The sequence below is a fragment of the Alteromonas naphthalenivorans genome, from assembly GCF_000213655.1.
Taxonomy (GTDB): domain Bacteria; phylum Pseudomonadota; class Gammaproteobacteria; order Enterobacterales; family Alteromonadaceae; genus Alteromonas; species Alteromonas naphthalenivorans.
Window position 1 is genome coordinate 4,128,808 of the sequence record NC_015554.1, and the last position, 17,745, is coordinate 4,146,552.

16 protein-coding genes are annotated in these 17,745 nt (G+C 46.1%); 10 read left to right on the forward strand and 6 right to left on the reverse strand.

Going from position 1 to position 17,745, the window contains the following annotated elements; genetic code table 11:
• Positions 1–42 precede the first annotated feature (42 nt).
• The 8 genes from thiC (at position 43) to AMBT_RS18115 (ending at position 9,273) form a co-directional block, all read left to right on the forward strand.
• Positions 43–1,980, forward strand: coding sequence for a phosphomethylpyrimidine synthase ThiC (gene thiC, locus AMBT_RS18080; RefSeq protein WP_013786094.1), 1,938 nt, complete (start codon positions 43–45; stop codon positions 1,978–1,980).
• On the forward strand, positions 1,977–3,602 hold the full coding sequence (gene thiE, locus AMBT_RS18085; RefSeq protein WP_013786095.1) for a thiamine phosphate synthase: 1,626 nt from the start codon (positions 1,977–1,979) through the stop codon (positions 3,600–3,602). The genes thiC and thiE overlap by 4 nt, the downstream gene beginning before the upstream one ends.
• Positions 3,595–4,359 carry a HesA/MoeB/ThiF family protein gene (locus AMBT_RS18090; protein ID WP_013786096.1) on the forward strand — a complete coding sequence of 255 codons (765 nt, stop codon included), beginning with the start codon at positions 3,595–3,597 and terminating at the stop codon, positions 4,357–4,359. The genes thiE and AMBT_RS18090 overlap by 8 nt, the downstream gene beginning before the upstream one ends.
• A complete protein-coding gene (gene thiS, locus AMBT_RS18095) occupies positions 4,347–4,568 on the forward strand; it encodes a sulfur carrier protein ThiS (protein WP_013786097.1) in 222 nt (73 codons plus the stop codon). Before AMBT_RS18090 ends, thiS begins: the two co-directional genes overlap by 13 nt.
• Positions 4,569–5,336 (forward strand): thiazole synthase, encoded by a 768-nt coding sequence (locus AMBT_RS18100; protein ID WP_013786098.1) that lies wholly within the window; start codon positions 4,569–4,571, stop codon positions 5,334–5,336. It abuts the gene before it with no gap.
• A 7-nt stretch (positions 5,337–5,343) separates the two neighbouring features.
• On the forward strand, positions 5,344–6,468 hold the full coding sequence (gene thiH, locus AMBT_RS18105) for a 2-iminoacetate synthase ThiH (protein ID WP_013786099.1): 1,125 nt from the start codon (positions 5,344–5,346) through the stop codon (positions 6,466–6,468).
• 194 nt (positions 6,469–6,662) lie between these two features.
• Entirely contained in the window at positions 6,663–7,844 is a 1,182-nt protein-coding gene (locus AMBT_RS18110) for a YHYH protein (protein WP_013786100.1), read from the forward strand.
• 202 nt (positions 7,845–8,046) lie between these two features.
• A complete protein-coding gene (locus AMBT_RS18115) occupies positions 8,047–9,273 on the forward strand; it encodes a threonine/serine exporter family protein (protein WP_013786101.1) in 1,227 nt (408 codons plus the stop codon).
• Positions 9,274–9,374: 101 nt separating this feature from the next.
• On the opposite strand, the gene AMBT_RS18120 is transcribed toward AMBT_RS18115, so the two are convergent.
• Together AMBT_RS18120 and AMBT_RS18125 are read right to left on the reverse strand one after the other, a co-directional pair.
• Entirely contained in the window at positions 9,375–10,349 is a 975-nt protein-coding gene (locus AMBT_RS18120) for a DUF697 domain-containing protein (RefSeq protein WP_013786102.1), read from the reverse strand.
• A complete protein-coding gene (locus AMBT_RS18125) occupies positions 10,342–11,736 on the reverse strand; it encodes a YcjX family protein (protein WP_013786103.1) in 1,395 nt (464 codons plus the stop codon). The genes AMBT_RS18120 and AMBT_RS18125 overlap by 8 nt, the downstream gene beginning before the upstream one ends.
• Before the next feature lie 227 nt (positions 11,737–11,963).
• On the opposite strand from AMBT_RS18125, the gene AMBT_RS18130 reads away from it, so the two are divergent.
• Positions 11,964–12,308, forward strand: a complete 345-nt coding sequence (locus tag AMBT_RS18130) for a carboxymuconolactone decarboxylase family protein (RefSeq protein ID WP_013786104.1) — start codon at positions 11,964–11,966, stop codon at positions 12,306–12,308.
• An 81-nt stretch (positions 12,309–12,389) separates the two neighbouring features.
• On the opposite strand, the gene AMBT_RS18135 is transcribed toward AMBT_RS18130, so the two are convergent.
• A complete protein-coding gene (locus AMBT_RS18135; RefSeq protein WP_041453117.1) occupies positions 12,390–13,151 on the reverse strand; it encodes an MBL fold metallo-hydrolase in 762 nt (253 codons plus the stop codon).
• 139 nt (positions 13,152–13,290) lie between these two features.
• Positions 13,291–14,196 (reverse strand): LysR family transcriptional regulator, encoded by a 906-nt coding sequence (locus AMBT_RS18140; protein WP_013786106.1) that lies wholly within the window; start codon positions 14,194–14,196, stop codon positions 13,291–13,293.
• Positions 14,197–14,507: 311 nt separating this feature from the next.
• Here AMBT_RS18140 and AMBT_RS18145 point away from each other — a divergent pair, with 311 nt between their 5' ends.
• Positions 14,508–15,728, forward strand: a complete 1,221-nt coding sequence (locus tag AMBT_RS18145; protein WP_013786107.1) for an acyl-CoA dehydrogenase family protein — start codon at positions 14,508–14,510, stop codon at positions 15,726–15,728.
• Between the two features lie 231 nt (positions 15,729–15,959).
• Here the strand turns inward: AMBT_RS18145 and AMBT_RS18150 are convergent, their stop codons facing one another.
• Together AMBT_RS18150 and AMBT_RS18155 are read right to left on the reverse strand one after the other, a co-directional pair.
• Positions 15,960–16,493, reverse strand: a complete 534-nt coding sequence (locus AMBT_RS18150) for a hypothetical protein (RefSeq protein ID WP_148259126.1) — start codon at positions 16,491–16,493, stop codon at positions 15,960–15,962.
• A gap of 127 nt (positions 16,494–16,620) precedes the next feature.
• Complete coding sequence (locus AMBT_RS18155; RefSeq protein WP_013786109.1) at positions 16,621–17,742, reverse strand: ABC transporter permease; 1,122 nt, start codon at positions 17,740–17,742, stop codon at positions 16,621–16,623.
• Positions 17,743–17,745: the final 3 nt, after the last annotated feature.

Sequence of the window (17,745 nt, forward strand, 5' to 3'; positions counted from 1 at the left end):
CTGACAAGCATTTTATAACCTAAACTAACAGGCGAAAATGCTATGTCGACTCGACGCGAACAGCGCCAACAGGCGCAAGACTTTATTAATCAATTGGCCGGTGAGGCCTACCCTAATTCTACTCGTCACTACGAAAAAGGCAGCCGCGACGATATTAACGTTGCCATGCGACTGATTCACCAGCACGACAGCTTAATTGGCGGCACCGAAGAAAAGCCTATATTTGAAAGTAACCCACCCATTGGGGTTTACGATACTTCCGGCCCTTACGGCGACCCAGACGTTACCATTAACGTGCAAAAAGGGTTGGCGCCGCTACGAGAAAACTGGATTAAAGCCCGCGAAAACACGTACCAGCTTGAAGGGGTATCGTCGCACTTCGCGAAGCAACGTGAGCAAGATATTGTCACTGAAGATTTTCGTTTCACGCGCACGCTGAAACCACGCAAAGCCCTAGAAGGTAAAAATGTAACCCAACTGCATTACGCTCGCCAAGGTATTATAACGCCCGAAATGGAATACATTGCCATTCGCGAAAACATGGGCCGCGACGCACTAAAAGACAGCCCGCTAAGCAATCAACACAAAGGCGAGCACTTCGGGGCTAACCTGCCTTCAAACATTACCCCTGAATTTGTTCGCCAAGAAGTGGCAGCTGGTCGCGCGATTATTCCCGCGAACATAAATCACCCTGAACTAGAACCTATGATCATTGGCCGCAATTTTTTAGTCAAAATTAACGCCAATATTGGTAATTCAGCGGTCACCTCGTCTATTGAAGAGGAAGTAGAAAAGCTAGTGTGGTCTACCCGCTGGGGCGCCGATACGCTTATGGATTTATCCACCGGCCGCAACATTCACGAAACACGCGAATGGCTGCTTCGTAACAGCCCAATCCCTTTAGGTACTGTGCCCATCTACCAAGCCCTCGAGAAAGTAAATGGCGTGGCTGAAGATCTTACCTGGGAGTTGTTTAAAGACACCCTTATCGAGCAAGCCGAACAAGGGGTAGATTACTTCACCATTCACGCAGGCGTATTACTTGAATACGTGCCACTTACCGCAAATCGAGTAACGGGCATTGTGTCGCGCGGCGGCTCTATTATGGCCAAGTGGTGTTTAAGTCATCACAAACAGAGCTTTTTGTACGAACGATTCCGCGATATTTGTGAAATTTGTGCCGCTTATGATGTATCGCTTTCTTTAGGTGACGGATTACGCCCAGGCAGCGTAGCCGATGCAAACGATGAGGCACAATTTTCTGAACTTCGCACCTTGGGTGAGCTCACTAAAATAGCCTGGGAATACGATGTTCAGGTTATGATTGAAGGCCCAGGGCATGTGCCAATGCACATGATCAAAGCTAATATGGAAGAGCAGTTAACCCATTGCCATGAAGCGCCTTTTTACACATTAGGCCCCCTAACTACTGATATCGCGCCAGGTTATGACCACTTCACGTCTGGAATTGGTGCCGCTATGATAGGTTGGTACGGCTGCGCCATGCTTTGTTATGTTACCCCTAAAGAGCATTTGGGTTTGCCCAACAAAGAAGATGTTAAGCAGGGGCTAATTACCTACAAAATTGCGGCACATGCTGCCGACTTAGCGAAAGGCCACCCCGGTGCGCAAATTCGCGATAACGCCATGTCGAAAGCCCGTTTTGAGTTTCGTTGGGAAGACCAGTTCAACCTCGCATTAGACCCCCATACCGCCCGCGCTTATCACGATGAAACCCTGCCCAAGGCCTCGGGTAAAGTGGCACATTTTTGTTCTATGTGCGGCCCCAAGTTTTGCTCTATGAAAATTTCTCAAGAAGTGCGAGATGTAGCCAAAGCTAATCAGGAAGCTGCGCAACAAGACAGTGCTCTTCAAGAAAAAGCACTGCAAGAAAAAGGCATGCAAGACATGGCTACCGCCTTTAATAACTCTGGAGCTGCGCTATATCACGGTGCCGATACCAAGGTGCAGCTGCCGTGATAGAAACAACAAGAGGCTTATTTAAAGCAACACAAGCCATGAGCGAGGAACCCGTTGTATGGGCTATTGGTGGCATAGATACAAGTGGAGGCGCGGGTATAACCCGCGACGCCATTACCCTTGCTGATATAAATGTGCATGCATGCGTATTAACCACCCAGGTCGCAAACCAATCACATTCGATAATGCGAAGCGCATCCGCGCTAAGTATCGATACACTCAATGAACAATGGCAAGCACTCGAAAGCGACCTTCCACCTAGGGCAATAAAGATTGGCGCTATTGCAAACTCTGCTCAAGCCCTATTTTTGTGTGAGCATGTAGTAAAAATAAAACAGTATAAAACCGCTAACTGTTTTGTCGTTTGGGATCCTGTATTGGTAAGTTCGTCAGGAGGCGTTTTAGGTGAACTCAGCCAACATAGTATTGATACGCTTATTGCGACTGTGGATGTTGTAACCCCTAACGTGAAAGAGTTAGCACAGTTAACCGGCTGGCCTGTGCACTGTGAAAAGTCTCTATTAGCCGCGGCACAAGCGCTTATTGCCCGTGGGGCTCAAGCTGTTTACGTTAAAGGCGGCCACGCCCACTGGCAAAGTACAGCAATTGATACTTTCGTGTCAGCGCAGGCGATTCGAATTTTCCAACAACCCCGAGATAACATGGGTAACCTTAGAGGCACAGGTTGCATGTTTTCCAGTGCATTAGCCGGTTTTGTGGCAAGTGATTATGATATTCAAGATGCGCTAACCCTTGCTAATGCATACCTGCATAAAGTGCGTAACGCGTCGGTATTTTCAAGCAGTTCTGTCTGTTCCGCCGACCAAATTCATTGCGCAGGTTTAGTTGGCTTTCCTTTAACGCCGGTACACTATCCTTCTGTCCGCTATGGTGAAAATGACCCTATTTCGCACAAAACCCCAATGCAATTTCCTAAATTAACCAACACCTCACTAGGGATATACCCAGTGGTTAGCGATGTATCGCAATTGGAGGTACTGGTAAAAGCAGGCGCCGTGATTATTCAATTGAGAATAAAATTTGGCACTGAAGATTTCAAGTCAACACAAATAGCGAAGGCTGTAGAGGTAGTAAAGAACACACCCTGTCAGTTATTTATTAACGATGACTGGGAATTAGCCATCAAGCATGGTGCCTACGGCGTACATTTGGGGCAAGAAGATCTCGAAACGGCCAATTTACAAGCCATTTCCCGTGCAGGGCTTAGGTTGGGTGTTTCTACCCACGGTTACTGTGAGCTTCAACGCATTAAAAGGCTAAGCCCCTCTTACATTGCACTTGGTCATATCTTTCCCACCACCACAAAAGACATGCCGTCGAAACCACAAGGGCTCGATCGCCTTTCACGTTACGTTCGGCTTTGTGCAGATATTCCTACGGTGGCCATTGGCGGTATTAATTTGTCACGAATTAACACGGTAGCCAGTACTGGCGTGTCGAGTATTGCCGTTGTGCGAGCCGTTACACAAGCAGCGGACCCGGCTGCGGCATTTCACGACTTGTTAAGGCGGATGAATGATGCCGAAGATAATGGCGAAGACATGGTAGACAGAATTACCGAGCCTGGCGCATTAGTTCAACACGGCCTTAGCTATGGATAGTGCACACCTTTCTGCCGATGACATCAGCCGTTACAGTCGCCAGTTGCTGCTTGATGACATTGACGAAGAAGGGCAAGCTCGCCTGAAACAAGCATACGCTGTTGTTATCGGGCTTGGAGGGCTAGGTACCTTAGTTGCGCGTTACTTGGTGGGTGCAGGTATTGGCAAAGTTTTGCTGGTAGATAACGACACTGTTGATAAGAGTAACATCCATCGGCAAGTGCTGTTTAACCAAGAACATATTGGCCAATACAAAACAAAAGCCAGCTATGCCCAGTTGCGCCTAGTAACCCCCCACACCCAGATTGAACTAGCCGAAATTCACGCAAATAGCAGTAACTTACCGTTGCTGATAACCGGTGCCCAGTGCGTGCTGGATTGCAGTGACAACATCACTACCCGAAAAGCCATTAATGCCGCTTGTGTTGACCAGCGCAAAGCACTTTTTATTGCTGCCGCCAGCCAGTACAGCTGGCAAGCGATAAACCTGCAATTGAGTGAAAAAAACAGTGGCTGCTACGCATGCCTACTTGCGCACACAAGGGTACAAGAAGACTGCATCAGTCAAGGTATTTTAGGCCCTGTGGTAGGCATGGCAGCATGCTTTCAAGCTACCCAAGCCCTGCTGTATATGGCCAACCCCAAGGTAAACATTACGTGGGGGCAATACACCATCATGAATGTGGCCTCCGCACAGTTTCAATCTTTCTCACTTCCGCCTTACAAACACTGCGAGGTATGCCAATGTCACACATAAATATTTCATTAAATGGTGAACAGGCTAACTGTGCACCAAATACGTCGGTGTTAGCATTTCTAACAGCCCAAGGCGTAATCCAAGACATAAGCCAAGACGGCACTGCTGTGGCTAAAAACGGCACTATTTTGGCCAAGCCGCTTTGGGATGAAATCCACTTACAAAACAACGATAAGCTTGATATTTTCACGCTTGTAGCAGGAGGGTAAATGCTTACCTTAGCGAATCAAACTTTTTCATCTCGCCTATTAATGGGCACGGGTAAATTTAGCTCGCCAAGCATAATGAAACGCAGCGTAAAAAGTGCCAAAAGCACTATAGTAACCTTAGCCATGAAGCGGCTTTCTGCGCATATTGAGCATGATAATTCCTTAGCACTTTTAAGAGAATTAGACGTTACGCTATTACCGAACACCTCTGGCGCCAAAAACGCACAAGAAGCCATTTTTGCTGCTGAGTTAGCCTATGAAGTGCTCGGTTCGCCATGGATAAAGTTAGAAATACACCCTGACCAACAGCACCTTTTACCAGATCCTATCGAAACTCTACGTGCCGCCGAAGTATTAGTGAAAAAAGGCTTCAATGTGTTGCCTTATTGCCATGCCGACCCTGTGCTTTGTAAGCGGTTAGAAGAAGTGGGCTGCGCAGCGGTTATGCCATTAGGCGCACCTATTGGCACCAATCAAGGGTTACAAACCGCGCCTTTTTTGCGCATTATTATTGAACAAGCGAATGTACCCGTTATTGTTGATGCGGGCATTGGTAAGCCTAGCGAAGCCATGGCGGCCATGGAAATGGGCGCTGATGCTGTGTTGGTGAACACAGCTATTGCTACTGCAAGCAATCCTGTTGCCATGGCGAGCGCTTTTTCTAAAGCCGTTGAAATAGGCCGTAAAGCTTATGAAGCCGGCATGCCTATTACTCATCAAGAAGCCCAGCCTTCTAGCCCCTTAACCCAGTTTTTGGTGCAGGAGTAATTTGAAAATGGGCATTGCAAGCACACTCATGTCGCAAGATTTAACGAATATAGCGCTTTCTATTCAAAGTAAAACCAACAAGCACGTAGAGCAAGCGTTAGGGAAAACCAGCCGCAATTTAGATGATTTTATGGCGCTAATATCCCCTGCTGCCACGCCTTATTTAGAAGAGATGGCCGCGCAATCACAAATGCTAACCCGCGCCCGATTTGGCAATACCATGGGGTTATTTGTGCCCCTATACCTTGCCAATTTATGTGCAAACGAATGTACATATTGCGGTTTCACCATGAGTAACAAAATAAAGCGTACGGTGCTGAATTTGAGCCAAATAGAAACCGAGATAGACGCTATTACCGATATGGGGTTTTCACAAGTATTGCTGGTAACAGGCGAGCACGAACAAAAGGTAGGCATGCCTTATTTTAGTGAAGTGCTACCGGCAATAAGGGCTAAAGCGAGCAACGTCATGATGGAAGTGCAGCCGTTGCCACAAAAAGACTATGAAACCTTAAAGACCCTAGGGGTGGATGCGGTATTAGTTTACCAAGAAACCTATAACCCTCAAGCGTACGCAAAATACCATACTCGGGGCAAAAAGCAGGATTTCTTATGGCGTTTGCAGGCCAGCGATCGTATTGGCGCAGCAGGTATTGATAAAATAGGTATTGGCGCATTATTAGGGTTAGGTGACTGGCGTACCGATAGTGTGATGACTGCCCTGCACGGCCAGCTTATTCAGCAGCATTACTGGCGAAGTCGGGTGGCTATTTCTTTCCCGCGCTTACGACAGTGCGAAGGCAATACCAACGATTCAGTTAATTTATTAACCCAGCAGTTTCCTAACGAAACGCAACTGTTGCAATTGATATGCGCTCACCGTTTGTTTAACCCACAAGCCGAACTGTCCCTATCTACTCGTGAATCGGCGCGATTTCGCGATGGTGTGTTACCACTAGGTATTACCTCTATGTCAGCAGGGTCGCAAACTCAACCTGGCGGTTATAGTGCGCCTTCAGAAGCGCTTAACCAGTTTGATATAGATGACACCCGCGCTGTAAATTTGGTAGCCGCCGCCATTGAAGCAAAAGGGTTGGAGCCGGTATGGAAAGATTGGATGGCTTTTAGTTAGCCATTCAATAAATACCTTATTTTCTGTCACACCCTTTTGTTTGTTTTTGGCCGTTATATATGGCTAAGACATGGCCTCGTCGTGCTATGTAAGCGATGAGTAATACTTATTGTTTCTGAGTGTTAATCCAAAAAGCCCTCTGTAAGCTACTATTACTAAGCAGCTTTGTTTTAACCGTGTGGAAAAGGATAGCAATGAAGAATAACAAACTACGAAGACTAGCGTTGGTTATGGGTGTGTTTACCCTAAGCTCACTTGCCGCGTGCGGCGATCATTCCAACCCAGACTCCCACGAGCACCCAAAAAAAGAATCAACAAAACAAAGTACAAACGCTTCACTCCCAACCACTACCGAATACTTTACTGATGACGTGATTGTTAGTGATGGCCTTGTAGACTGTACATTGAGCGATGGCAGTGAATCTTCGTGTTATATCGTTACTATGCCGGTAAATAGCGGTATAGACGTTGGGCACGACAAAGGGCCGTGGTGCCCGCGTAATATTAACGATACCGCTGAAGACGCGGGAATTTGGTTGAGTGATAACCAAGTATACGATGCGGATGGCAACTTTATAGAAAACCTAGCCACCTTCTATAGTGATGACAATTGGCAGCTGTTTAACCCTGAAACGGGTGAAGTTAAAGTGACCGATAGCAAAGATGCCTGCCTTGCTGCTGCGCGCCCCGATGTTGCCCCCGAATATCAGAACTACTGCGTTGAATGCCAACCTGAATACGCGGAAGATGTTGAACCACAAAAATACCTTATTCCCGCCTACCCTAAAAAAGCATCACGCATTACCCAATTCGACCCTCATGGTGGAGTAGGCCTTGCTTTCAACGGTATTAAGATGGATGCGCCTGCGCCAGTTGATGCCATTTTAGGGGCTTACACTCTTGCCCCCTTTGATGACTGTGGCGGACACGTTAACCCTCATGTTGGGTACCATTACCATGCCATTACCGAATGCTCATCTATTGATACTGCGCTTTCTACCCACGGCAAAATGTTAGGCGTAGCACTAGACGGTTTTACTATTTTTGAACGTAAACTCCCTGATGGACAAGTACCTGATGATCTTGATGACTGCGGCGGGCATGCTCTAGATGGAAGTAGCGTTGATAAAGAGAAAGAGGGTGACATCGGTTACCACTACCATGCTGGCGATGCCGGAAGTAACCAAATTTTAGCCTGTTTCAGTGCACCTCAAGGTTGCGCTATACAGGGTGACAGTATGCAGTGCGATACCAAGCGAGGTGGCCCTGGTGGTCTTGGTGATCATCCTCCTGGTGGCCCTCCTGGAGGTCTTCGTGATGATGGCCCTCCTGGGGATCTTCCACAAAATAAGCGCCTTCCTAGTGACGCATCTTAGTAGAAAAAAGCATTAGTTTTTCTAACGTGAAAATTTAATAAATGTTTTTTGCGTTATGCTTATTTTGCCTCTACAATCCGCGCAAATTTTAGCCAAGCCTTTTTATACTCAAAAATTCAGGCTTGGCTTATTTCGCTACCGCACTTAGCGGTGAATGCACTTTTATTTTTATTAAAAAATAACCCCCAAGTAGGACAAGTCGTTGGACACTGTAGAATTTATTCAAATTCGGAGATTTATTGTAAAGCTTGGCAAAATGCTGCACAAATACGGCACGCCTGCTTTTCGACTAGAAGCTTACTTACTAGAAGTTGCGACCTACTTAGGCGTGCACGCTTCATTTATTTCCACACCGACTTCATTAACTTTTGTTATTTGGAGTGACAGACACGAAGATGAATATAATCATGCTTCTCGCCTACTTCCCGGCGACCTAGACATGAACGCGTTATCACTTACCGACGAGCTTGCAGGCTCACTACTAAACGGTGAGCTTACTCTAGCAGCAGCCGATAAACGCCTTGATGAAATTGATGCTATGGGTAGCCCCTATGGGAAATGGCTTACGGGTGGCGCCTTCGGTATGGCTACCAGCGCCTTTGCCATGCTAATGGGTGCAAGCTGGGCTGAAATTGGTTGGTCAGGTTTACTAGGCTTACTTGCCTATGTATGGACGCTGTGGTCCGAGCGTTCTAAGCGGGTTAATTTAATGCTAGAACCGGCTACCGCTTTTATTGCTGCCCTACTCGCGTGTGCTATTGGTACTTACATCGACCCAGGGATTAACATTCCTCTTATTGTACTTTCCTCGGTAATAGTATTTGTTCCTGGGCTTGCCCTTACCATGGGGCTTGCCGAGCTTTCGTCCCGCAATATGGTATCGGGCACTGCTCGCACCATGGATGCCGTAATGCAGTTGTTTAAGCTTTATTTCGGTGCTTTTTTAGGCGTATCGGCAGGCTTTAGTTTATTTGGCGAGAACGTATACCAACCGGCTGAGTCTTTGCCTTATTGGGCAACGTGGTTATCGGTATTTCTATTATGTTTAGCGCTAGTGGCTATTTTTCGCACCCGGGTTAAACATATTCCATGGGCCATGGCGGCGGCCTTTATTGCATACAGTGCCACGGCGTGGAGCTCTGATTACATGAGCCCCGGATTAGGCGCATTCGTGGGAGCCTTCGCCCTAGGGCTTTTTGCCAATGCTTTCACCCGCATTGCAAATCAGCCTGCTACCATTGTGGCTATGCATGGGCTAATTGTATTGGTGCCGGGGTCTAAAACTTATATTGGGTTGAACTCGTTTATTTCGGGGCAAGATTTTGTACAGGCCGATCACTTAGGCCAAGAAGTATTCTTGATCTTTATGTCGCTAGTAGCAGGGCTTATTTTTGCCAACGTTGTGATGCCAACTAAAAAAGCGCTATAGCTTATGGTAGCTGAGCACGACTGCTCGAATTTTCGCTTCGTGTCCATACTCTTAAAATGATCATATAAAAATAACAGCGTTATAAATAACGCTGTTATTTTTTATTTCAATAGCTTCATTAGCGCCTTTCCTAAACGCACATTCAGCGCTCCCGCAGCAACGGCTTCAGCGGAATTTTCCATAAATTTTGCACTTAACGAACCACCAATTTGATTGGCGACTTCGTCAGTCGCTAAATCGAACACGCCCTGCGCAGCAATATTTTGTGCTAATACGCCGAGTAGTTTCCAATTGCCTATGGTGCCGGGTCGAAGGCCATAAATTTTGGCCATGCGTCTTATGGTACGAAAGCTTATCCACATCACCGCAAAGGTTTGAATTAAGTTATTCGGACTAATAAATGCCAAGCTTCCTGCGGTAATCGATTCTTTGTTAAGCACTTTCTGCGCTTTTTGTTGCACCGCGTTTAACACCGTATCGTGATACAGCTCAAGCCGCTCTTTGGCAGACATATCATTGTGTAACTGCTTTTGGTAAATAGCGAAACAATGCGCAGCATAAGACGATGAGGTAAAACGGCTACCATGGCGTTTGAGTACCTTATCCACGGTCTCAATGCTGTCTTCACCCGTTAACGACGCGATTGTTTGCCCATCATCAATGGCCTTATTGATTTGCTTATAGCCTCGCCATTCTCGAAAGCTCAAATAACTGAAACAGGCCACAAAACCACTAAGTAGTGCGGCCAAAGCAATGCTAGCAATAGGGTGCTCGGCCACGCTTGCGGTAAGGGTGGTGTAGGCATCGAAAACAAAGAAGCCAATAATGGAAAGTACACCTAGCCCTAAGGTTAATCCACCAGTGGAAATACGCACTTTTGCGCTGTCCATTTGCCATTCGTTGGTTTCAGTTTTTGCGGGCATTGCAGTATCGGGGGGCCTAATATCAAGGCGCTGCTGTACCACTTTGGGGCGATAGGCTGGCCCAGCTGCACTTGTTGGTTTCTCGGTATTTTTGTCCATCGAGCGTTGTTTATCCATCGAGTTTTGTTCGTTCATCGCGCTTGGCTTATTCATTGGAAACTCCTTCAGCCAACAAGAACTGGAGTAATCTGTCCAATCCTCTGCCGGATAGTATTCGCGCCATATAATCTTGTGGCACTTGGGTGTTCAATACAGGAAAGTGTGCATCTGCTTCCATGGCTTTAAGTGAAGCAGGTATAGGTTCAAATGCCGCTTCTACGTAGCCATTCTCGGCATCTTGATAGCGCAATGCGTTCGGCGAACCACCTTCATCAGTCACCTGTATTGCCGATACTAAAAAGTGCTCAAACTGAATGGGTTTATCAACAAAACGGGCTCTGGCCCCTTCAGTAACCTGCTTAAGTAACGATAACAAGTTTTCCCGTTCAGACACCGGTATTAAATCAGCTTTTGTGGCCACAAAAGCCACTCGGCCAATGGCTTCTTTACGCATAACATTGCGGGCAAACCACCCTGTTTGGCCGTACACAAAGGTGTCGGCCAAATGACTAAGCGTTTCTTTTAATTGATACAAATGCTGACGGCTGTGATTTAAACCCTCGAATAAATCCACCAAAATAATTTGTTTATCGGTTTCTCGAAATACAGACTGCTTTAACGGTGTTAACCAGTCTTTTTGAAACGCAGTAAAATGGCTTTCAAATGCTTTGTACCAAGGATGAGATACGTCGCTGGTAATACTCGACGGTAACGGCGCAAACCCTAGCTGCTGCCAATCGAAATCACTTGAATCTAATAAAAAACTGCCAGGTTGTAGTAGGGATATACCATTTTTTTTCGCTATCACTAAATAGTGTCGATAGGCACTTACAAGTTCATTAATATTATCTTGAGTAGGTGATTGCTCGAAGTCAAAGGCATTCACAACGGTTTTCCACTCATTCGCAAAATGCTGCTGGGGGCCGCTGCTTAACTGTGCCCACGCAGAATCAGACCACTGGGCGTAGGTTTTACCTAGCATGGGGATATCAGTTATCCACTCCCCTGGGTAGTCGATAAACTCAAAAACAATATCGGTATGGGGTAGCACGTGGCGCTTAATACTGGTGGTTTGTGTTAACCGCACGATAAGCTTAAAACCATAAGCCTCTTCCGTAGCGGCAGGCCAGCGGCCCTCAGCCAGTGCAGCCATGTTCTCATCAAGAGGAAATGGCTTGTACCCGCCTATGGGTTCAATCCGCATGAACTCAACCTGTGAAGGCGGAAGGTATCGCAACAAAGGCATACAAGCATAACCCTCTTCGCTACGACTTTTCAGCATGGTCATTAAGCTGGTGAACAACATAGATTTGCCACTTCGGCTTAAGCCGGTAATGGTAAACCTATGGGTTTCTTTACTGAAGATATCAGACAGGGTTTCCCCTGATGCAGACGCGGCTGAGCGCACCTTATCAAGTAAAGAAGACAAACTGTTTTGCATGAGCCACCCGTTTCCTTTTAGTTGCACTTAAACATACGTGCTTCTACATAATGTGGTCATTAATTGATGTAAGACAAGCATATTGCACGTTTTGTTACAACTTCCAGCATTTCGCCGTACTCTATATTGACCATAATATAATGCACTGATATATAAGATTACACGCATGTAAATATTTACTTACTTTGTGCTTAGTCTTTACCGTTAATAGTAAAAAGGATGATCAAATGAGCAAGTCGTACCCTGATATAACCAAACGCATTTCAGATAACATGAAGTCGCTTCGTGCTGGCATACCCGACACTATGCAAGGGTTTTCAGCCATGGCGAAAGCCGCGACTCAAGACGGCGCGCTAGATAAAAAGACCAAAGAGCTGATTGCATTGGCTATTGGTATTTCAACACGGTGCGACGGCTGTATTGGCTTTCATGTAAAAGCATTGGTCGATTTAGACGTAACCAAAGAAGAGTTAGAAGAAACACTAGGGATGGCAATTTATATGGGCGGTGGCCCGTCCCTGATGTACGCTGCTGATGCCATGTTAGCCTACGAGCAATTTACTCAGGGGTAATTTAGCATGCTGGCTTTGTCTTTAGCGGCTTTAAATACAGCCGCCTTCGCACTTTTGCAATATGCACTTTTACTGAACCCACTAGTGCTGAGCGGTTTTGCCAAACAGCTTTCGATTTATACGGTTTTTAGCTGAGTGCCAGTGATTCTTTGGCAAGGTAGGCGCGTTCTCGATAACGTGGTCGAAAGGAATATCAGTCAATTGTACTGGGGCAACATGGGCGCAGAAAATAGTTTCTATAGACGACTGCGCAATGCGCTGCAACGACTTACGGTACTGGTTTGGATGGCATAGAGGGTAAGGTGGTACTAACTCACCTTTTACTTTCACCAATAAATCGGCCACGTACGCTTGCCGCGTAGGTTCGTGCATAATAGTGAGATCGTGGTCAGTGTGCCCGGGTGAATATAGCACTTTCCACTCGTTAAAAAAGGGCAGATTTTGCTCGTCTTCCAGCAAAATATCAGCACGCAATACAGGGTTATACCAAATAGACTCACGCTGCTTGCCTATACGGTTTGCCACCCACCACGTTAAGCCCAAATCAATGGCGTGGGCTGCTCTACCCATTAAGCCTGCATACCAACTTTTTGCTTTGGGGTGCGCAGCAATAGGCGCCCCGGTTAACGCTTTTAGTCGAACTGCCCCACCAGCATGGTCGGGGTGCATGTGTGTTACCACAATCAGTTTTAAGTCACTTAATGGCCGATGTAAAGTATCAGTAATAAACTGGCTCACTGTTTCAACGTCTGCGCGACTACACCCATCTAACAACAGTAGGCCATGCTCGTGCTCAGCCAAGTATATATGTTGAATGTAGCCAGAAATGGTGTGGATCTTCATTTGAGTTCTCAAGGCGTTGAACACTGCCATCAATATTATGTGCGCTTTCTATGTGACTTTTACAGCACTGCAAGAAAATAGCACAGCAAGCCAATAATTTATGCTGAAATACTAGCAAACATTACACGCAATAACCAGATTACGCAAACAGCTGTAATACCAGAGCCTTAAGCCACATTAACCCTGGCTCACCTTCTTGATGCTGATGCCAGTACAGATGTGTTTCCAATGCGGGTAGGTTGAAGGGCAGTGCTGCGATACTTAAGTTTTCGTCAGCAAGGGCGCTGGCAATAGAGCCTGGTAAGGTTAACAGTGCGTTGGTATTCGCGGTAACTTCTGCCGCGGCCCGGTAGTTTTGACAACGCCATAGCGAAGGGCGACTTACGCCAAGTTGCTGTAGAGCTATCTCCTCTACCGAGGCTCCTTTTATTCTATTCGATACCGTTATATGCCGCGCATTTAAATAAGCCGCTGCACTTAGGCTGTTACGCAAGGCATGCTGAGTATTCATTAATACAGCGTAGTTATCTCGGGTTAGCAAACAGTGTTCAACCGGCGGTGAAATGGGTCGGCCAATGTCTACCACTAAATGTAAATTGCGATTGCTTAAGTCGGCTACCATAGTGTCGCGATTTAGTCGCGCACTGACAATTTCAACATTAGGCGCATGCACTTCAAGCTTGGCCAATAGTGCCGGCAACACACTAAGTTCTAACGACTCTTGCATGGCAATAACGAAACGCTGATGGCTGTGAGCGGGGTTAAAGACGGTAAATTCACTTAATGCTCGACGAATATTGGCTAACGCCTCTAGAATTTGAGGTGCTAACCGTTCGCAGGCGGCCGTAGGCAGCATATGATTTTTTTCACGAGCAAATAGTGGGTCGCCAAGAATTTCGCGAAACCGCCTCATAGCGTGGCTAACCGCTGATGGGGTGATATGCAGCGACTCCGCCGCATGAGTCATGTTGCGCTGCTGCCACAAAGCTTCAAACACTTTCAGTAAGTTTAAGTCGAGCTTTTCAAATTGCCGATTATCTTGCATTAAGGCTTTCCTTTTAATACCTAAAGCGCCTACCACCACACTATGCTGTAAAGCCGTGCTGTAAAGCTGTGCTGTAAAACTGTGCTAAAGCCACCTATTGAAACTGGCTTCAAACTGGCGGTTAAAAGCGGTTGTTAAAAACGGCTGCTAAAAGCGCATCACAACATCGTAACGTAGTGAATAGCATTCACAATACTGGCGGACGAGATTTCATTTCATTCATTCTATTAACTAAACTACGCTATAGCTATCAAATTTATTACCCACTGCTTTTAAGCTACTAGCCATTTGCTAAGCACCCGAGGATAGTCATGGATTTTTCGCATAACGATAAAACAAACGCCCTACTCGAAAAACTTGATGCATTTATTGCTGAACATATCGAGCCCATTGAAAATGAAGTTTATGATTTTCATCATAAAGAGAACCACCACGGTGATTGGAAAAAGTGGAAGCTACACCCTGGCACCGAGGCACTAAAACAAAAAGCGCGAGAAGCAGGTTTAGCTAATTTATTTTTGCCCGATGCTGAGCTTGGTAAAGGACTAACCACGCTAGAATATGCGCCTATGGCTGAGCGTATGGGCAGATTTCTTTTCGCCCCTGAAATATTCAACTGTAACGCGCCAGATACGGGAAACATGGAAGTGCTTTATCACTTTGGTAACGATGCCCAAAAAGCCAAGTGGCTTACCCCATTGCTAGCAGGTGAAATACGTTCCGTGTTTGGTATGACGGAGCCCGATGTTGCCTCCTCTGACGCCACCAACATGGCAGCGACTATTATTGAAGATGGCGATGATGTAGTGATCAACGGCAAAAAGTGGTGGTCTACCGGTTTGGGGCATCCCAACGCTGCTTTCACTATATTCATGGGTTTATCTAACCCTGAAAACGACAAGCACAGCCGCCATAGTATGGTGATTGTGCCACTTGATACACCGGGAATTACTATAACCCGCATGCTTGATGCCTACGGCGATTACGATGCCCCTTACGGTCATGGTGAAATGCATTTTGATAATGTACGGGTAAGCAAAGAAAACCTGGTGATGGGTTTAGGCAAAGGCTTTGCTATAGCTCAAGGGCGCTTAGGGCCTGGCCGTATTCACCATTGTATGCGCGCTATCGGCATGGCTGAAAAATCACTTGAACTTGCCCTTAAGCGTGGGCACGAACGTGTCGCGTTTGGTAAGCCTATTATCCGCTTAGGCGGTAATTTAGAGCGAGTTGCTGAAGCTCGAATGGCCATAGAGCAAGCAAGGCTATTAACCCTTCATGCGGCATGGAAGATAGACAACCTTGGGGTGAAGCACGCCATGACAGAAATATCTGCCATTAAAGTGGTGGTGCCAAACATGCTGCAATCGGTCGTAGACATGGCCCTGCAAATTCATGGTGGTGCTGGCATGTGTAGCGACTTCCCATTAGCACGCTTTGCTGCAGGTGCTCGCGCACTACGATTAGCTGATGGCCCTGATGAAGTGCATAAAGGCATGGTGTCGCGGATAGAGCTTAGAAAGTATCAATAAAACAGCCTTGAGCGAATAGACAGCCTTGAGCGAATAGACAGCCCTGAGCGAATAGACAGCCCTGAGCGAACAGACAGCCTTGAGCAGGTAAACAGCCCTGAGCGGATAACCAGCCATGAGCGTTTATAAATAACCTCGAGCATTAAACAAAAAAGAGGCCTACTTTTCTAAGTAGGCCTCTTTTTCTTATTCACTCTTCAGTATTAGGTGTTCAAAAGAATGGTGTTTACGCTACTCACTGTCTTCGTTCAAACGACTATGAATGAGCTCAAGTTTGGCAAAACTTTTGTTTAACTCTGGGTTCGTCATGACTAACGCCAACACGTGTTCATAGCTTTCTTCGCGAGTTTGTTTGGTTAAAAATTTAATCATTTGGTCGCTAGGTAATCGACTCAAATCAATCCCTGTGCCAGTAGACATGGCTTGGATATACATTGCTCGCGCAGTTTTAACATACCGAGGCTCACAGGTTTTTTTGGCAATTTTACTGCCTATAGGCCGATGATAAGAACAGAGCACGTCAAACTTCGCCACTTCATTTATTTCATGATACATATCCAAGAAATCAAATTTGGCTTTATTGAATTCACGCTGTAATTGCGGTTTTGTTTTTTGTCCAAGTATTTCAAATTTCTCATACTGTCGAGTTTTATCATGCTGCGCAAATACTGCACTACTAAACAGAATAGAAGCTACTGTGAATAGGCCTGCTAAGTGCTTTATGGTAGCGCCAGATATAGCGGAAGTGGTGTGTGCCTTCATCATTTGTTCCCTTTTTGATGCGTTAAATTCAACCTAGCACATGTACAATTTATAGGCAAAAAAATAACTATTGTGCCTTCTGCTACCGCTTGGGGCTTGGGCTCGCGCCTTTCTTGGCAAAACCTTCTTTTTAAGCCATGCTACCCACGGTGCTTTTAAATCGACGTAGGGCAATATAATAAAATACCCCACCAATAAATGTTAGCGCAATAAGTTGAGGGTACACCACACTTAGCCCAGCCCCTCTGTACAGCACACCTTGTGATGCCATAACAAAATGAGTATTAGGCGCAATAAGCATAATGTTTTGAATTAAGTCAGGCATACTTTCTCTTGGTGTTACACCACCAGACAGCAACTGAAGCGGTAATAATACTAGAATCAATAAAAGCCCAAACTGTGGCATAGAGCGCGCGATGGTTGCCATGAATATACCTAAACTACTCACCGCAAACAGGTGAATGGCCACCGCCAGCATAAATAACCACACGTCGCCATTTATGGGAACGCCCAGTACATATTGAATCACTAAGTACACAGACATGAGTGTAGCAAGCCATACCATCAATAAGGTAGCGGCAATTTTCGACAACATAATTTCACTGCTAGATACCGGCATTGCCAGCAAGTGCTCTACCGTACCCCGCTCTTTTTCTCGAATAAGCGCCGCGCCCGATAAAATAATGGCAATCATGGTCACCGCATTAATGAGCTCCATAACGGAGCCAAACCAAAAACTTTCTAATGCGGGGTTAAACCGTGCGCGCATGATTAAGTCTACAATGTAACTGGTTTCTGACTTATACCCAGCCACATAAGCGGCCACCTCTTCGCCGATAATTTCCGTAATATAGCCGTTACCGGTAAACGCCTGGCTAATGCGGGTAGCATCTACGTTAACTTGTACATCAGGTACTGACCCCTTCATCACGTCTTTTTCGAATTCAGGCGGTATGGTCACTACAAAGGTGTACTTGCCTGTATCTAAGCTGGGGTTAACCTCCTGATCTGTAATAATATCAGGTGTTAAAAAATAAGGTGGCACGAAGCCGTCTATTACCCGATGAGAAAGCTGCGAACGGTCGTGATCTACAAACGCGATAGGCGCGTTATGCAAAGACTCAGGTACTGCTGTGGCCGCAGTGTAAATGTTTAAGGTGAATACATAGAAAATGAGCACCAACATCACAGGGTCGCGCCATAAGCTCCACAGTTCTTTTACGCTAAGGTGTAATACATTATTCATCTTCATGTC

Coding starts and splice junctions, on each gene's coding strand:
- thiC (WP_013786094.1), top strand. CDS start 43: ATGTCGACTCGACGCGAACAGCGCCAACAGGCGCAAGACTTTATTAAT.
- AMBT_RS18090 (WP_013786096.1), top strand. CDS start 3,595: ATGGATAGTGCACACCTTTCTGCCGATGACATCAGCCGTTACAGTCGC.
- thiS (WP_013786097.1), top strand. CDS start 4,347: ATGTCACACATAAATATTTCATTAAATGGTGAACAGGCTAACTGTGCA.
- AMBT_RS18100 (WP_013786098.1), top strand. CDS start 4,569: ATGCTTACCTTAGCGAATCAAACTTTTTCATCTCGCCTATTAATGGGC.
- thiH (WP_013786099.1), top strand. CDS start 5,344: ATGGGCATTGCAAGCACACTCATGTCGCAAGATTTAACGAATATAGCG.
- AMBT_RS18110 (WP_013786100.1), top strand. CDS start 6,663: ATGAAGAATAACAAACTACGAAGACTAGCGTTGGTTATGGGTGTGTTT.
- AMBT_RS18120 (WP_013786102.1), bottom strand. CDS start 10,349: ATGAATAAGCCAAGCGCGATGAACGAACAAAACTCGATGGATAAACAA.
- AMBT_RS18125 (WP_013786103.1), bottom strand. CDS start 11,736: ATGCAAAACAGTTTGTCTTCTTTACTTGATAAGGTGCGCTCAGCCGCG.
- AMBT_RS18130 (WP_013786104.1), top strand. CDS start 11,964: ATGAGCAAGTCGTACCCTGATATAACCAAACGCATTTCAGATAACATG.
- AMBT_RS18135 (WP_041453117.1), bottom strand. CDS start 13,151: ATGAAGATCCACACCATTTCTGGCTACATTCAACATATATACTTGGCT.
- AMBT_RS18140 (WP_013786106.1), bottom strand. CDS start 14,196: ATGCAAGATAATCGGCAATTTGAAAAGCTCGACTTAAACTTACTGAAA.
- AMBT_RS18145 (WP_013786107.1), top strand. CDS start 14,508: ATGGATTTTTCGCATAACGATAAAACAAACGCCCTACTCGAAAAACTT.
- AMBT_RS18150 (WP_148259126.1), bottom strand. CDS start 16,493: ATGATGAAGGCACACACCACTTCCGCTATATCTGGCGCTACCATAAAG.
- AMBT_RS18155 (WP_013786109.1), bottom strand. CDS start 17,742: ATGAAGATGAATAATGTATTACACCTTAGCGTAAAAGAACTGTGGAGC.